At 63.6% G+C, this 14,117-nt stretch carries 19 protein-coding genes and 1 pseudogene; 14 read left to right on the forward strand and 6 right to left on the reverse strand.

The features are described 5' to 3' along the window. Positions 1-195 precede the first annotated feature (195 nt). From AC1D14_RS16320 to AC1D14_RS16330, 3 genes are all read right to left on the reverse strand, one after another. Positions 196-549 carry a hypothetical protein gene (locus AC1D14_RS16320; protein WP_476968773.1) on the reverse strand — a complete coding sequence of 118 codons (354 nt, stop codon included), beginning with the start codon at positions 547-549 and terminating at the stop codon, positions 196-198. A 76-nt stretch (positions 550-625) separates the two neighbouring features. Then, on the reverse strand, positions 626-1,273 hold the full coding sequence (locus tag AC1D14_RS16325; RefSeq protein WP_476968774.1) for a hypothetical protein: 648 nt from the start codon (positions 1,271-1,273) through the stop codon (positions 626-628). Positions 1,274-1,576: 303 nt separating this feature from the next. Then, positions 1,577-1,789: a hypothetical protein gene (locus AC1D14_RS16330; RefSeq protein WP_476968775.1), complete on the reverse strand. Its 213-nt coding sequence runs from the start codon at positions 1,787-1,789 to the stop codon at positions 1,577-1,579. A gap of 96 nt (positions 1,790-1,885) precedes the next feature. Here AC1D14_RS16330 and AC1D14_RS16335 point away from each other — a divergent pair, with 96 nt between their 5' ends. The 9 genes from AC1D14_RS16335 to AC1D14_RS16375 all read left to right on the forward strand — a co-directional run bounded on the left by AC1D14_RS16335 (position 1,886) and on the right by AC1D14_RS16375 (position 8,845). After that, positions 1,886-2,077 carry a hypothetical protein gene (locus AC1D14_RS16335; protein WP_476968776.1) on the forward strand — a complete coding sequence of 64 codons (192 nt, stop codon included), beginning with the start codon at positions 1,886-1,888 and terminating at the stop codon, positions 2,075-2,077. 248 nt (positions 2,078-2,325) lie between these two features. After that, a complete protein-coding gene (locus tag AC1D14_RS16340; protein WP_476968777.1) occupies positions 2,326-2,844 on the forward strand; it encodes a hypothetical protein in 519 nt (172 codons plus the stop codon). 35 nt (positions 2,845-2,879) lie between these two features. Beyond that, on the forward strand, positions 2,880-3,383 hold the full coding sequence (locus AC1D14_RS16345) for a hypothetical protein (RefSeq protein WP_476968778.1): 504 nt from the start codon (positions 2,880-2,882) through the stop codon (positions 3,381-3,383). 774 nt (positions 3,384-4,157) lie between these two features. Then, on the forward strand, positions 4,158-4,883 hold the full coding sequence (locus AC1D14_RS16350; protein ID WP_476968779.1) for a hypothetical protein: 726 nt from the start codon (positions 4,158-4,160) through the stop codon (positions 4,881-4,883). Further along, a complete protein-coding gene (locus AC1D14_RS16355; RefSeq protein ID WP_476968780.1) occupies positions 4,880-5,683 on the forward strand; it encodes a hypothetical protein in 804 nt (267 codons plus the stop codon). Before AC1D14_RS16350 ends, AC1D14_RS16355 begins: the two co-directional genes overlap by 4 nt. Before the next feature lie 188 nt (positions 5,684-5,871). Then, a complete protein-coding gene (locus AC1D14_RS16360; protein WP_476968781.1) occupies positions 5,872-6,561 on the forward strand; it encodes a GIY-YIG nuclease family protein in 690 nt (229 codons plus the stop codon). 627 nt (positions 6,562-7,188) lie between these two features. Then, positions 7,189-7,503 carry a hypothetical protein gene (locus AC1D14_RS16365; RefSeq protein ID WP_476968782.1) on the forward strand — a complete coding sequence of 105 codons (315 nt, stop codon included), beginning with the start codon at positions 7,189-7,191 and terminating at the stop codon, positions 7,501-7,503. 366 nt (positions 7,504-7,869) lie between these two features. After that, positions 7,870-8,355: a DUF6884 domain-containing protein gene (locus tag AC1D14_RS16370; protein WP_476968783.1), complete on the forward strand. Its 486-nt coding sequence runs from the start codon at positions 7,870-7,872 to the stop codon at positions 8,353-8,355. Between the two features lie 25 nt (positions 8,356-8,380). After that, entirely contained in the window at positions 8,381-8,845 is a 465-nt protein-coding gene (locus AC1D14_RS16375; RefSeq protein ID WP_476968784.1) for a hypothetical protein, read from the forward strand. A gap of 35 nt (positions 8,846-8,880) precedes the next feature. Here AC1D14_RS16375 and AC1D14_RS16380 read toward each other — a convergent pair whose 3' ends face one another. Further along, a complete protein-coding gene (locus tag AC1D14_RS16380) occupies positions 8,881-10,083 on the reverse strand; it encodes a carboxylate-amine ligase (protein ID WP_476968785.1) in 1,203 nt (400 codons plus the stop codon). Positions 10,084-10,255: 172 nt separating this feature from the next. Further along, on the reverse strand, positions 10,256-10,672 hold the full coding sequence (locus tag AC1D14_RS16385; RefSeq protein ID WP_307104717.1) for a GNAT family N-acetyltransferase: 417 nt from the start codon (positions 10,670-10,672) through the stop codon (positions 10,256-10,258). 211 nt (positions 10,673-10,883) lie between these two features. Here AC1D14_RS16385 and AC1D14_RS16390 point away from each other — a divergent pair. Both AC1D14_RS16390 and AC1D14_RS16395 read left to right on the forward strand, forming a co-directional pair. After that, positions 10,884-11,018: pseudogene (locus tag AC1D14_RS16390) on the forward strand (DinB family protein); the annotation flags it as partial. 127 nt (positions 11,019-11,145) lie between these two features. Beyond that, the gene (locus AC1D14_RS16395) at positions 11,146-11,427 is read left to right on the forward strand and encodes a mycothiol transferase (protein ID WP_476968786.1); all 282 of its coding nucleotides are present in this window, start codon (positions 11,146-11,148) and stop codon (positions 11,425-11,427) included. Positions 11,428-11,620: 193 nt separating this feature from the next. Here the strand turns inward: AC1D14_RS16395 and AC1D14_RS16400 are convergent, their stop codons facing one another. Beyond that, a complete protein-coding gene (locus AC1D14_RS16400) occupies positions 11,621-12,064 on the reverse strand; it encodes a DUF309 domain-containing protein (protein ID WP_476968787.1) in 444 nt (147 codons plus the stop codon). 102 nt (positions 12,065-12,166) lie between these two features. Here AC1D14_RS16400 and AC1D14_RS16405 point away from each other — a divergent pair, with 102 nt between their 5' ends. The 3 genes from AC1D14_RS16405 to AC1D14_RS16415 all read left to right on the forward strand — a co-directional run bounded on the left by AC1D14_RS16405 (position 12,167) and on the right by AC1D14_RS16415 (position 14,104). After that, on the forward strand, positions 12,167-12,292 hold the full coding sequence (locus AC1D14_RS16405) for a hypothetical protein (protein WP_476968788.1): 126 nt from the start codon (positions 12,167-12,169) through the stop codon (positions 12,290-12,292). 30 nt (positions 12,293-12,322) lie between these two features. Beyond that, positions 12,323-13,069, forward strand: coding sequence for a potassium channel family protein (locus AC1D14_RS16410; RefSeq protein ID WP_476968789.1), 747 nt, complete (start codon positions 12,323-12,325; stop codon positions 13,067-13,069). A gap of 99 nt (positions 13,070-13,168) precedes the next feature. After that, positions 13,169-14,104 carry an endonuclease/exonuclease/phosphatase family protein gene (locus AC1D14_RS16415; RefSeq protein ID WP_476968790.1) on the forward strand — a complete coding sequence of 312 codons (936 nt, stop codon included), beginning with the start codon at positions 13,169-13,171 and terminating at the stop codon, positions 14,102-14,104. Positions 14,105-14,117 lie beyond the last annotated feature (13 nt).

The raw sequence follows: 14,117 nt of genomic DNA on the forward strand, positions 1-14,117 counted from the left end.
CCGAAGCCCTTTTCGGCGTTGAACCACTTGACCGTACCTCCGAAGCCCTTTTCGGCGTTGAACCACTTGACCGTACCTGTTGCCATGCTTGTTTCCTTCACGGGTCGCTGGCCGGTTCCGCTTTTCGGATGACCGTCCCAGCCACTCACAAAGTTGAGCCTATGTGTCTGCCCCGACGGTGGGCAATAGATTGCGTCAGGAGCGGACAAACGGGTTAAGCCGCGACGGGCATGATTGCGGTTTCGGAGAGCGGCAGGACTGCCCCGCGGAGGTCGGAGCATTGAGGCCGACGCCTTCGAGGAAGACCAGCGGGAGCGGTTCCATCCATCCCCTGGTGACGTGGGTGAGCACCGCGCCGTTGGACAGGAACGTCAGGCGCAGCAACGGCTGCTGCCCGATCATGTTGAGCAGATCGGCATGGGGCACGACCGCGGCTCCCGCGCCGGGCCTGCCGGATGCGGCCAGCCAGGCCCGGACCGGATCCGACCCGTCCAATGTCACGACGGACTGCCGGAAGCCGGAAAGGACAGGAATGCTGTGGGCGCTCATGCGCGTGTGCGGCGGACCCGACGTCCATCGACAAGGGTCGCGGTCTGGATGCGGAACGGTAGCCGCCCGCGGAGGCCTATCCGCCCAGGCAGTGCAGGTCGGTGAGGCCCATCGACTCGCCAACGCCTGATGTATCCGTCAGCTTCACAATGGCGTCTTTGCCCTGCGGCAACGAAGCTGTGATGCTGTTGGCGCGGCCGACAGAGGCGCCACCGGCATCGACTGTCGCCTCCACGTAGAGGCCGCCTGAACACCCTGCGGGAGCCATGGTCGTAACGTGATAGACGAGACACTGTGAATAGCCGCAGGAGTATTCGGACTTGTCGGCCACCTGGTAGTAGAAGTCCCCGGAGAATTGCTTCCAGCCCTGAGCCTCCATCTGGTTCTTGATAGAATCAGCCTGCTCTGCAGCACGGTCCTGGCTCGCGTTAAAGGCGGCAGCGTCAGCAGCCGCCTTCTCAGCTCTAGCCTTGTTGTCCTTCTCGATCTTGGCCCAGAAAGCTGCCGAGTCATCTGCTTTCTTCTTGGCCGCTGCTTGCGTCTTTGCCTGCTCGGCTGCGCTTGCTTCGGCGGCCTGGCGGGCAGGCAAGCCCACGCCGAACCACCACGCGCCGCCGACGAATGCGGCGAGGATCACGGCCAGAGCGACAACCAGAACGCCCCGGCGACGTTTGTGCGGCCGCTCGCCAGGCAGCGGCAAGTCCATCGTCTGATTGAATTTCATGCTTCCCCCGATTCGTCACCGTCCGGAGTCGGCAATGACATTTTCATTTGACCATAAGGGACACGACCGATTGTGCGAAGGGGGTTACGTCGTGTCCCCGGAATCCGGAATACCCCACTCGAGGCCAGGTAGGCGTCGCCCGGGTAAACAGGGTACTTTCGTCCCCCGTGTGCTCACCGAGCGGACGGTGAGCTACTTCCACAATAAGAAGCAGTCCTTCGAAAGTCTCGACGTCGAGCGTCGTGAATGGACTCCGGTAGCGGCGCCGTACTTCGATTCGGCGGAGTCGCTCGGGCTGTCCGGTTAGGAAGCGCGGCTGCGGGGTTTTCCGGCGGCCAGTTCCTTGACCCAGTCAGGGGTCTCAAGTCCGAGCTGGCTGTCCGTGACGAGGCGCAGGCGGGCTGCCGCGATCTGCACTCCGCGGTCATATGAGGCCGCGCGGTGACTGGTCTTCGGAGCAGGAGCGGCCTCTGCGCTGTGAGCAGCGTTCGCTCCGGCTGTGGACGTGTCGTGCATGTACCCCGGCCTTCGCGCATCACCGGTGACATGTACCGCGCGTTCGGCATGTAGATCCCGGAGCGTCTCAACTCCTGGGCGGAGTGAGCATCGGTCGTGCCGAATCTGGACCGCGTGTTCGCGTTCGCTGGCGTGGAACGGCACGAGAAGGAGAAGCTGGCCCTGGTGGCCCAGGTTGTCGAAGGCTATCTGGTGGGCCGCGCCGCGAACCTTCCCGAGGCAGGAACTGCCAGCGCTGATGAGCTGGCCGTCGGTGATGTACTCGAAGCCGTCGACGTCCGCTGGTAAGGCCATTCCCCGGTCCGCGTCGTCTATACCGTCGCCGCAATCGAGCCCGCCGCGGACGGCAAGCTCACCCTGAGCTTCACTTCCGAGAAGGACCGCGACCGGACGCTCACCGTCCCGGCGGACCGGCGTTTTCTGAAGGCGGCAGACTCGTAGGCGCCCCGGCCGCCCTTCGACGCCGGGTACGCTCTGTGCGTCACAGAGCGGCGGGCTCCCATCCGGGCCCTATCATCTGATTTATGCGTAAACACATGGCCGCACTTGGGGTGGCGGCATTCCTCCTTGCCGGCTGCTCGGCCCCGTCCACCCAGTCCTCAGCCCCGGCTTCTGCTTCGCAGACCTCGGCGCCAACTGCTACCACGGAAGCTCCCAGTCCGACGCCGACTCCCACAGTCGCCGCTGACGCCACCTCGGTCGCCACGGCACTTAGGCCGAAGGTCGCCAGCATCACCAAGATCACCACGGTCACGGCAGCCCTGGACACCAACAAACTCTTGGGACGGCCCAACCAGTACACGTCCGCCGCCTGGATCACTGACAAGGGCGGAACGCCGGGGGAGACCGGCGCCGATGGGGGCGCCGTGGTTGAGGTCTTTGCCAACGCTGAAGACGCGAAGGCACGCTCCGAGTACATCCTGCGCGTCCTGAAGGCAGCAGGATCGATGTTCGGTAGCGAGTGGCACCACCTGAAGGGCGCGACGCTGCTGCGGGTCAGTGGACAGCTGAGTCCGAGCGTCAATACGCGGTACAAGGCTGCTTTCGGCGCTTAAGGCCGGACATCTGAACCTTCAAGCATCGGGACATTATGGAAGACAGACCTCAGAACATCGGCGATCAGCGACTCGCGAAACAATTGCCTGAGCAGTACTCGCCTGATGGGAACGTACCTGCCGGACAATGGGTCTACCAGATTGTCGCGCCAACCGAACCCCACATGCCCAAGTCGGGCTATCGCGTCTCAGCAGGCATCATCAGCATTGTGTTGGGAGTTGTGCAGCTCATGCAGTTCCTGACTTTCTTCCGGATACACTTTCCGCCCCGCCACTTCCTGGACCTGGTGCTGGCGTTACCTGTGATCATCGCGTCGGCCGGCACTCTTGTCTTTGGGATCAGGCTCCTTTGGGCCCACCGCGAACGTCGCAGGGGCGCGCCAGTTACTCTTCTGGCCTTCGCATCGCTCGCCCTGGCAGCGGCCATCGGAAACGCTGTATTCATGCCGATGTTCTTCCCGGTCCTTATTATGCTGCTGGCAGTGCCTGCCATCGTGCTCCTGGCTATCGGATTGTTCCGGGAGACACGGGGTCTTTGATAACTGCCGGACAATCCGGCAGTTACAGCCGGACTGTCCGGCAGTTACAGCCGGACGGTCTGCTCAGCGTGGCTGTAGGAGGTAAAGCTGCCCCTATTGGACGCAGCAGTCGTCTTTCCGCGGCCCGTGCCGGAGCCTGCTGAGCCCATTGCTTCAGCCATCCGGTTCTACCTTCCGCCGGGCGTTCCACAGCTCCGACTGGATTTCGTGAGCTCTGCCTCAGTGGTCGGTTCAGAGGAAAAGCAGGGACCGGGGAGCGTGTTCTAAGCAGCGGGGCCGAGTGGCCGCTGCCGGAACAGGATCCACCTTGCCACCCCTTTCATTCCGTTCACCATGCGCGCCTCGGCCTGTGAGGGCCGCCTAGAGGCTTCCGGACCGACATTGATCGGCTTACATGAGGCAGAGGCGCCTGCGCGCCGGTGTTTATGGTTAGTGCCACGGACACACCGTGGGCTGTCTTCGTGATGCGATCGCGGAAAGCGAGCATAGAGTCAGCGCCGCGAGCCTCGCGCAGTTCCTGGAGGACGGGCTTGGCGGCAAAGATATTCACTTGGACATCACCGGCTCCCTTGATTGGCAGTCCGGTATCCGCTTGACAGCCCGGCAGTAATGACGGTGGAGCCTCATCGATCGAACGACGGGGGAGTGAGCCGATTTGTTCCTTCGACCCCGAGACCGGCTTTGCTATCAATACAAGCACCGTGGACGAGTTGCGCTGGTACACATACCCGAGTCGTGATGAAGGTGACGAAGAAACCTTGCTACAGTCCAGAAATGACGACTGAGCAGACCCAGGATGCAACCAAGCTCGTTGAATCATGCCGAGCGATCTTCGGCGATGAAGCATCGTGGATTACGGCTAACGGGTACCCGGCAAGCCTGGCTCTCTGCATCATTGACTCCATTTTCTCCACTGGATCGCACTACACAAGCGTCATCAACGTAGTCCGTGAGTACTGTGCGCTCAGGCAGGCAAAAGGCGCAGACCCTCACCGAGACGGTGTAGAGGAACTCCTGGCGTCCTTTGAGCACGTTGGCGGTAGCGCGGGGTGGGCCGTGGCCGTAGACAACCACAAACCGGCCCACACAAAGCCTGGTGCACTCCTAAAGGCCGAAGTCATCCATCGGGCAGCGCTGGCCTTGAAAGCGCTCAAGGGCGGGCCGATCTTGACGACGGCGGACATGCACGCGGAGTTCGCAAAGGACGACGAGCTCAAGAGGATCAAGAAGGTTTGGCTAGGTCTTCCCAGCCAGTCTTCTGGCGTGACATTCAACTACCTGCTCATCTTGGCCGGATTTCAGTCCGTGAAGCCCGACCGCATGGTTATCCGATTCATCAAGGAGCAGGCTGGTCTAGATGGCCAGCAGATCACTCCCAAGCGGGCAACGAAACTGATCCGCGAGGTGGCTGAGCTATATCCAACTCAAGTGAGAAAGCTTGACCATGTAATTTGGCGGCACGTGTCCGGACGAGAGGTATTCCGGGCGGATGAGCTGTGACAGACGATGAGTGGGCAAATCTCGCCAAGGAGCTAATTCGAGCTGTACAAGACAACGATCCCAACGTTGCTGACTGGATCTCAGCAGTTTCGACGGCTCTGACGCTGCTTATCGCGGTCGTTGCCGCTGTCTTTGCAAGGGGCCAACTTGTCGAAGCGTCGAAGGCAAGGAAGCAGACAAAAAAGCTGGAACTTGAGAAGTCCCAGCCATACGTGGTGGCTTACCTGGAAGAGAACGGCGTCGGCGCTGAAATCCTTGACCTTGTAGTCAAGAACTTCGGCCAGACCGCAGGGCGTGATGTGCACCTGGCGTTCGACCCCGTCTTGAACCGAACCGAAACTACTGGTGGCGAACAGCCCGTAGGGCTTCCCGAGGTGATTTCTTTCTTGGCGCCGGGTCAGGAATGGCGCACGGTGTTCGATGTCATGAATGAGCGGGCAACACGAGATGACATGCCCTTGACCTATAAGGGAGTTGTCACCTACGAAGGAATCGATGGAGAGGCCCTAAGTAGTGACGTCGTAATTGATCTCCGGCCCTACAAGGCCCGCATCTATACACAGGTCTTTGGAGTCCACCATGCAGCACGAGCTCTTCGTGACATTCGGGACAACCAGAAGAAGTGGACCGAGGGCACGCCCGGAGGGTTGAAGGTCTACTCACGCGATGGTGACGCCAAGGACGAGGCGCTTGTCCGGGAGGCGCAGGAATACCGCCGGCAGAGAGCGGCTGAAGAAGCTAGCAACCCTACTCAGCCACGACGACGTGTTCAGCATAAGGAACCTGAAGAGCAGCAATAGTTTAGCGTTGCTTTAGTCGAGAAACGATCAGAGGTGTCTTCGTAACGTTGACCCTGTCGCTCCGCCGTCTCAGACGGGAAAACTGGAGACCGACGCCGCCGCAGCGGAGGTGCAAGCCGCCACGGCAGAGCAGGAGCCAGCGGCGGTCTTGTCTACCGCCGGGCACGCTGCTTGGGATACTTGTAGGCATGATCAAAATAGAAGGCAAAACAGACGCCGATGCGAAGAAGGGATGGGTCTACGTACTCTACGACAGTGCCCACCCTCTGCAGGTGAAGGTCGGCATGACAAAACGTGACGTTCCCAAGCGAGTGAAAGAGTTGGCCACCGGACGTGCTACACCCCTGGCCCCGGTCTGGACCGAGTACGTAAAGAACATGGAATTGGTAGAGGCCCTCGTTCACGAGCAACTCCAGGCATACAGGTTTCTGAACAACGAGTTCTTCGCCGTCGCGCCTGAGTTGGCGATCCACGTCCTCCAGGTTGAGGCGCGCCCGTTTCGGCTGAATCATCCGCAGTTGAAGGGGTTCCGGTACGACATGCTCCCGGAACTGCTCGAAAAGTATGGACGTGGAGTAGTTAGCTGGGACGCACGGTCACTTGAGATGTTGCGCACGAGCAAGGGAATTTTTCTGGAAGCGCGCCTAAGTTCGGGAGTTACTGGGGGGACGCACACTTTACAGCGGCACCTAGCTGCCACCGACCCGAACGTGGACGATATGTCTTTGCCAGACGACCTTGATGAAAGCGCGTTCTCGACTGAGCGAACGGCCAAGGAAAATGCTGCCGTTTTCCTGACTTTGGACGTTATTACTCAGGCGTACTTGACTGATGAAGTTTTTAATATGGACGCGGTACGTCAGCTCCCTCTGAGCTAAAGCCCGTCTAATCCGTTAAGCAGGTTTCGTCGGCGGGCGCCGCCCTTCCCCCACCCACGCGGTGGAGAGAGAAGAATTTGACGAATGGAACTTTCAGTCGAAGAACGGGCTAGGGCCGCCGCCGCGCTTGAGGAACTGCTGCAACAGATGGCTGGAGGACAGCCCGCCGGCAGCCCTGGCCAGACGGCGTACATAGCGGGCGATCCCGCCGGAGTATCGGAGCTGGGATTACGGGCGATGGCCCAGGGTAGAAGTTGTCCTCCAGTGGCGCCCGCGCTGCGCCCAATCTGGTGGGGGAAACCCACCGTTTATGGTTGCCAGTCTTCGTTGTAGTCGCCCTGGGCGGCATAGGGCTCGTCAAGGGACCGGTCAGCGCTCCTGCCCTCGCGGCGACGGGTTTTCAATTCACCGGCCCACAGCTTTCCTCAGCACCATTTCTTGGTCCGGCCTGACCTCAAGCGCATGCCAGCTGGACATGGAAGGGCTGTTCAGCGTGCTGCTGCCAGGTCGCCGTCAACGGGATTTCTACGCATGTAGGTGGGTAGACGAACACTTCATGAATGACCATGCGGGAGACACTTTGAAAAAGCTCATACCCCTCGCGCTGACGGTGCTGATGCTGACCGGATGCGCCGGCATGCCGTTCGCAGCGTCGCCCACCACGGCCCCGGCGGCCGCGGCCCGGGAGGTCCCGTGCCTGACGCGGCCCAGTGGAAGGCTCTCTTCGCCGACCTGGCCAAAATCGACCCCGACTACACGGGCGCAAGGGCAGCGAATGCGGCCATGAAGGTATGCCACAGCATCCTCAGCGAATCCAAGGAGCCGCTCCAGATCACCGCCGCCCAGTCCGGGTTCGCGGGGGCCGCAAGGAAGCCGGTCACCGACGCCCAGGCTAAAAAGATCATCACGGCCGTCAAGCGCAACGGTTTCTGCAAGAAGTAGATCCTCTGGCCCACCAATGCCGCGAGGCGCGGCCCAGAGGGCTGTCGGCGGACCGGGTTTCGCCCGTGGGGCCGACGACGACTGGGGTACCAAAGTCCCGGTCTCAGAGGGCTTCAGTTCGTCGCCGGCCCCGGTCAAAACCCCGAACGCAACGCGCCCGGGAACTGGCGAAGCAGCCGCTGAGTTCCTAGGGCGCGGCACAGAGGGCTGCTTCACCTTCAATTCAACGCCGGCCGCCCGGGCACGGCATCAGTGGCCGATACCTGACTTTGTGCGTGCCTGGCTACTCACCTGCGCAGATGCCACCTCTCAGGGATGGGCAAGCGCCGGGACACCCGGCCCCTGCGTCTACGCATGTTCCGGTGCATGAGTGAGAACGTGTACACGGTGGGACTGGTCGGCTGCGCCTCGCAGAAGCTGCAGCGCCTGGCGCCGGCCCGTGAACTCCCGGCCCGTGAACTCTACGTCTCCCAGCTGTTCAAGAAGGCCTCCGCCTACGCCGAGCTGACCTGTGACCGCTGGTACGTCCTGTCCGCCAAGCACGGGCTCGTCCACCCCGACGAGGTCATCGAGCCGTACGACATGCGGCTCGGCACGACCCACAGGACGACGCCTCCGATCCACGACTGGGCCGCCAGGGTCCAGGATCAGATGGCGGCCCAGCTGGCCGGCCTAGAGAGCGTCAGGCTCATCGCCCTGGCGGGGGAACAGTACCGGACGATCCTCTGGGACTGCCCTTGGCCCTACGAAGTGCCCATGAAGGGGCTTGGCATCGGGCAGCAGCTCGGCTGGCTGACCGGGAAACTCTCTGCCTGCGTGGCGCAGACGACTGAACCGGGCCCGCGCGATTGACCGCGGCAACAGGTACCGTCAGTCCATGACGGGATACATCCGCTGGGCCGACGGGGCGTGGTCGATGCTGGTCCTGCTCGCAGCCGCGGTGACGGCATGCGGGCTGTCGGAGTCGTTCAACTTCATCGTCCGCTCACCCACGGACGCGGAAGGGCACCGGCTGATACTTCTCGGGTCCATCGCGTTCGCGTGGTCGGCTGTGTGGGCGCGGCTGGGGGGACGACCGATCTGGGTTTCGGCTCTGACGGCCCTGCCGGCGGTGGTCGTTGGTGGGTTGTCCGTGGAAATGCCTGATGGGCTCTACGCCCATTTGGCGGGCCTGTTCCTGATCCCCGGAGCGCTCAGCGATGCTGGCGGAGCTGCTGATACCCCTGAGTGTCCCCGTGGACAGGCACTGAACCCCCGGACCTTTTCCGCCATGCAGCCAACCCGGCGCGGCTGCATCCAGCGCTTCCGTCTTCTGGGGTTGAGTTTGCCGCGCCGCAGTTGAAACGTCGGTTGCTGGCCCCGAAGGTCCCCGGCGGCTCAGCCCACGGTTGCGATGGCGGTGGCTGCGTGCCGGTTCGGGAGTCGTTCCTCAAGGGGGTGATCGGCGGGTGCCCGGTGGGTAATGTCGATGGCATGCGTGATGACGTCGGCCATACTGCCGTTACGCCGGTAGGCTTGGCGCTGCCGGGTGGCCCCCGTGCCCTGGCTGAGGATTCTTTGCAGAGACTCCTCGACGTAGGCTGCGTCGGCGGTCTGGTCGAGAGCGTCCCGGACGTGCGCGTGAAAAGCGGCGATGACGTTCCTGGCCGTATCCGGCGTGTGCCTCACCGGATGGAGCAGGTCCCCGTGCAGGCCGAACCGGCTGGCTCGCCAGGCACCCTGGCGCAGGATTGCGGCTGGAACCAAGTCCGGCGCCTGTCCTGCCTCCCATTCCCTGGCGGCGGTCTCCACCAGGGCCCGCACCAAGGCCGCAATCAGGGCTGCGTCCCGTGCGTCCAGGCAGACATCTGAAACGCGGATCTCGACGGTCGGATGTCGGGCGGACAGACGCGCGTCGAAGTCGGGGCTGGTGACGACCCCGGTGCCCGACAGCCCCGCCACGAGTGCGTGGTACGCCTCGGCCGAGCCGAAGACGTCAGTAGGCCCTGCGCTCGACCACCGGTTCCAGGCCTGGGTGCGGAAACTGGCATAACCGGTGTCAGCGCCGTTCCAGAACGGCGAGTTCGAGCTCAGGGCTAGGAGGGACGGCAACCAGGACCTGATCCGGTCCAGGACCCCGACGCCTTCCTCGTCCGAGGCGACGGAAACGTGGACGTGGTAGCCGCCCGTCAGCTGCTCCCGCGCCGTCAGGGCAAATTTCTCCATCAGTGCGTCGTAGCGGTCGCCGCGGGTGGCGCGGGGCTTGACCGGTATCGGAGAGGTGGCCAGGGCTGCGATCCTCGCGCCCGCCTTCCGGGCGAGGGAGTCTGCATAGGTCCGGCCAGCCCGTATCTCGGCGGCGAGTCCGCTCAGGCTGCTGTCGGGGCGTGTGATGACTTCGAGTTGTTCCTGCTGTAGCTCGACAGCCAACTCGGGAAGGGGAAAGGGATGGTTCAGCGCCTGGCGACCGGGGTCATGGAGCCGCAGCATCTCTCCGGCCAAGGGCAGGGGACTGCCGTTACGGGGATCCACGATCAGGAATTCTTCCTCGACACCAAAAGTACGCACGTCACCAGTGTGGACGATGAAATCGCCGGTCAAGGACAGCCTGCGGGTTATGGCACCCCCACGCCGCGAAATCGCGTGGTGCGTACGAGGAACCGGCCGAAGTGGTCAGCCTATGCCGTCCCGGCAGACCACCCGCTTCCGGGCATCTCAGCTCAGGCGTCCATGCGATTGGTTTCACGCCATTCCGTGCCCGCTGAGCGTCCGGCTAACGGTGCAGGAGCTTCTGTCTCATCACTGGTCGGGTTGGGTAGGTGCGCCCGATCTCGCCGAACCCGGCTCGCTGGAACATGGCGAGTGTTCCAGTGAAGAGGGCAGATGGCGACGGGGCGCCGGCGAGACCGCTGGTGTCAATGGGGTGACCTTCGAGTATGGAGGCACCATGCTGCGCTGCCCAGTCCACCGCGGCGTCGAGCAGCACAGTTCCGATGCCCTTCCCTCGGTATTCGCGGCGCACCACGAAGCAGGACACCCACCACGCGTCGGGATCGTCGTCAAGGATCCTGGCGAGTGCGCGGTTCTCGGTGACTCCCGGCAACGTCGAACGCGGTACCACCCGCGTCCAGCCGACGACGTCGTCGTCGAGGTAGGCCACCAACCCGATCGGGACCTCGGCTTCCTGCACTTCACGTCCTAGCGCGCTCCGATTGTCTGCCTCCTCGTGCCGAAGAAATCGTTGGCACCAGCATGAGTTTGGGTCCTTCTCTCGGGCTCCGAAGACGTGCCCCAGTCGTGGCCACTGCTCAGCAGTCGCTGGCACCACGCGCACGGCGGTCAGGTCGAATCCTTCCCCGGCTTCGAAGTCCATGTCTGTCCTCTGCTCTAAGGCTTTCCCTATGACGCTAGACCTCGATGAGCACGGCCGCACAGAGCCACCCCTGGACGGCAACGAATGGGAAATCTTGACCGGGTTCCTCGACTACCAGCGAGCGACCTTCGCATGGAAGAGCGCCAACCTCACTGCCGCTCAACTCTCGCAACGCCTACCTCCGAGCAGCATGACTCTCGCCGGGCTGATGAAGCACTTGGCCCCTACGTGGAGGACGACTGGGTCGGGCGATGGCTCCATGACGAGCCCCCCGAGAGCCCTGGGCCTCGGTGGACTGGGCAGCAGAACCGGATTGGGAGTGGGAGTCTGCCCGGGCAGACGCCCCAGCCGAAGCGCGCACCCTGTGGCAGGAGTCCGTCGCCCACGCTCGGACCGCCGCGGAAAAGGCCTTCGAGGCCGGCGGTCTCGGCTGCAAGACGCGCAGGACCTGGCCCGACGGCAGATCACCCAGTCTCCGCTGGGTAATCACCCACATGATCGAGGAGTACGCACGCCACAACGGCCACGCCGACCTTCTCCGCGAATCAATAGACGGCCAAGTCGGTGAATAGCTCTCCGCCCGGATAGCGTTCCTCAAACGGCACGGCCAAACCGTCAGTAAAGCAGCGATCTAACCGCTATTTTGGACTAACAGTGACACTCATTGGTGGCTTGACGATTTTCCTCCCGTAAGAAGGCCAACCAGGTCAATCAGCAGTCCCCGGGAGTGACTCCGCCGCCTGCGCGGGGACGCTGGCCGCCGGCTCAATGGCCAGTGCGCATCCGATCACGTGTGCAATTCACCAGGGCGGACAAGTCCAGCCCATAGGTCGGCCCTTCGCCGGAACCGTACTCCTCGAGTCGGGCCGCACCGCGCTCGAAGAGACGGAGCGCGCCAACGCTGTTCCCCCGGGCGGCATGGGTGAGCCCGACGCAGATCTGGGCGAGACCCTGCCAGAGGTTGCGTTCTTCGGCCGGCCCGGCTTTCCAACGGGCCTCGAGTACCTCATGGGCGGCGAAGGGCCGGCCGGCCTCCACCAGACTCCGGGCCGAGACCAACGTCTGCGCCGGCGGCAGCGGCTCCTCCGAGACCGGCTCAACGCCGGCGCTTCCATACGGCAGGGGCCGCCCAAGAGCGTCACGGGGGCGGGCCTGACGCGGGCGCCTTAGAGCATCCCTATCCCTGTCACCGGTCATTGCAGTTTCCATCCCGAGCGTCCCTGGACCTTACCGACTTTCATACGCCCAATGCTAAGACCCGGCACCTTCGAAGACGTGCGGCGCGGAGGAGGCGGTCGGCCCGGAGCAGAAATGATTACCGCTCACAGCATCTTGGAAGCCGCGATCGAAACCAGCCGCGTCCTGTCGACCTTCGTGGAGGAGACATGGCCCAGACCCTTCTTCGTGGGCGTCCCGATGAAGTACTCGCACCGCTGAACCCGACTGAGCCTGTCCTAGAATTCAGCAATGACTCAGGAAGCATGGCGGAGGCATTCCGAATGGCCTCTGACCGCGGCGGCACTCGTATTTTTGGCAGCCTACTCAGTCCAGGTCATCGCCAACACGGACCTGCTGGTCGTTGAAGTCCTGATCTGGGGCACCTGGGCGGCGTTCGTTGCGGACTACGTGATGAATCTTGTTCTTGCGCGGGAGCGCGGGCGCTGGTTCATCCGTAACCTGCACGAACTGGCCATCGTGGCGTTGCCGGCGCTCCGGCCCTTGCGGCTGCTGCGGCTGGTCACCCTCCTTCGGGTCATGCACCGGGTCGGAGGTAATGCCCTGCGCGGCCGAGTCCTGACCTATGTCCTTGGCGCGGCCACGCTCCTGATCTACGCCGGCGCCCTGGGAGTGCTGGACGCCGAGGAAAACGCGCCGGGCTCGAACCTGACCACTTTCGGTGACGCTATCTGGTGGGCGATGACAACGATCACCACGGTCGGGTACGGGGACCACTACCCGGTGACCTTTCTCGGACGCTGCGTGGCCGCCGGGCTGATGGTTGGCGGCGTCGCTGTCCTGGGCGTAGTCACTGCCTCCGTTGCCTCGTGGATGGTGCAGTCCGTCGCCGAGGAAACCCAGGCGGAGCTGGACGCCGCCGAGGCACCGGTCCATGAGGAGCTTGGCAGACTATCAGCTCAGGTGGAGCATCTGACGGAGCTGTTGAAGGCCCGGGGCGTGTCGCCGCACCAGGGCCGCAGCGAGGAAAAGCCTTGACGATCGACTCGGATGCTCGGACGCCGTACGGACACCCTCCGTTCACCGGCCGGCGGTAGCGTGGTTTCGTCAGTGACGTCCCGTTGAAGGAGCCCTGCGATGCCGGTAATCACGACGTGGAACCTGGAGAACTTCTTCCGCCCCGGCGGCGAGTACGGCCCCCGCACCCAGGACGTCTACGAGAAGAAGCTCACCTACCTGGCTGACCGGGTCGTCGCCCTGGCCCCGGACGTGGCCGCGGTCCAGGAGGTCGGGGACCCCACCGCGATGGCGGATCTGGCGGGCAGGCTGCCGGGAACCTGGCACACCGCCCTGTCCTCCCATCCGGACCGGAGGGGTATCCGGGTCGGGTTCCTGAGCCAAACTCCGCTTATCACGGTGGGGAAGGTAACGGCGCTGCCCGCCCCTCTGCTGCCGGTGCAGGTCGGGGATGCCCCCACGGACACTGACGGGTCGATGGGACGCGGTGCCCTTCACGTCAGGACCACGGTCGGCGGCAGCGAGCTGGACCTGGTCACCGCGCACCTGAAATCAAAGCTGCTCACCTACCCGGGCGGCCGATTCGGCCCGCGGAACGAGGACGAACGGGCCCGGTACGGCGCCTACGCCCTGTACCGGCGGACGATGGAAGCGGCGACCCTGCGCATTTACGCCAACGGGGTACTGGAAGGCGGCGTGGAGAATCTTGTGGTCCTGGGCGACATGAACGACACGCAGCTGGCGGCCACCACGCAGCTCCTCTACGGCCCGGACGGATCCCAGCTGGGCACGCCCGGGTTTGACCGGCCGGACGCCGGTGACGCCGCCCGGCTCTGGAACATCGCCCCGCGGATCCCCGACGGGCGCCGGTTCTCGCGCCTGCACGGCGGCGACCGGGAACTCATCGACCACATCCTGCTCAGCCACAGCCTGGTCAAAAATCTCGTCACGGCCGACGCCTACGTCCAGGACATCACCACGATCGGGAACACACCGTCCAGTCGCCGGGACGCCACCGTCCCTGACCACGCACCGGTCGCCGTCACCATCGGCTAGGGGCGAGGGATCG

The organism is Arthrobacter sp. P1_B11 (assembly GCF_056406715.1).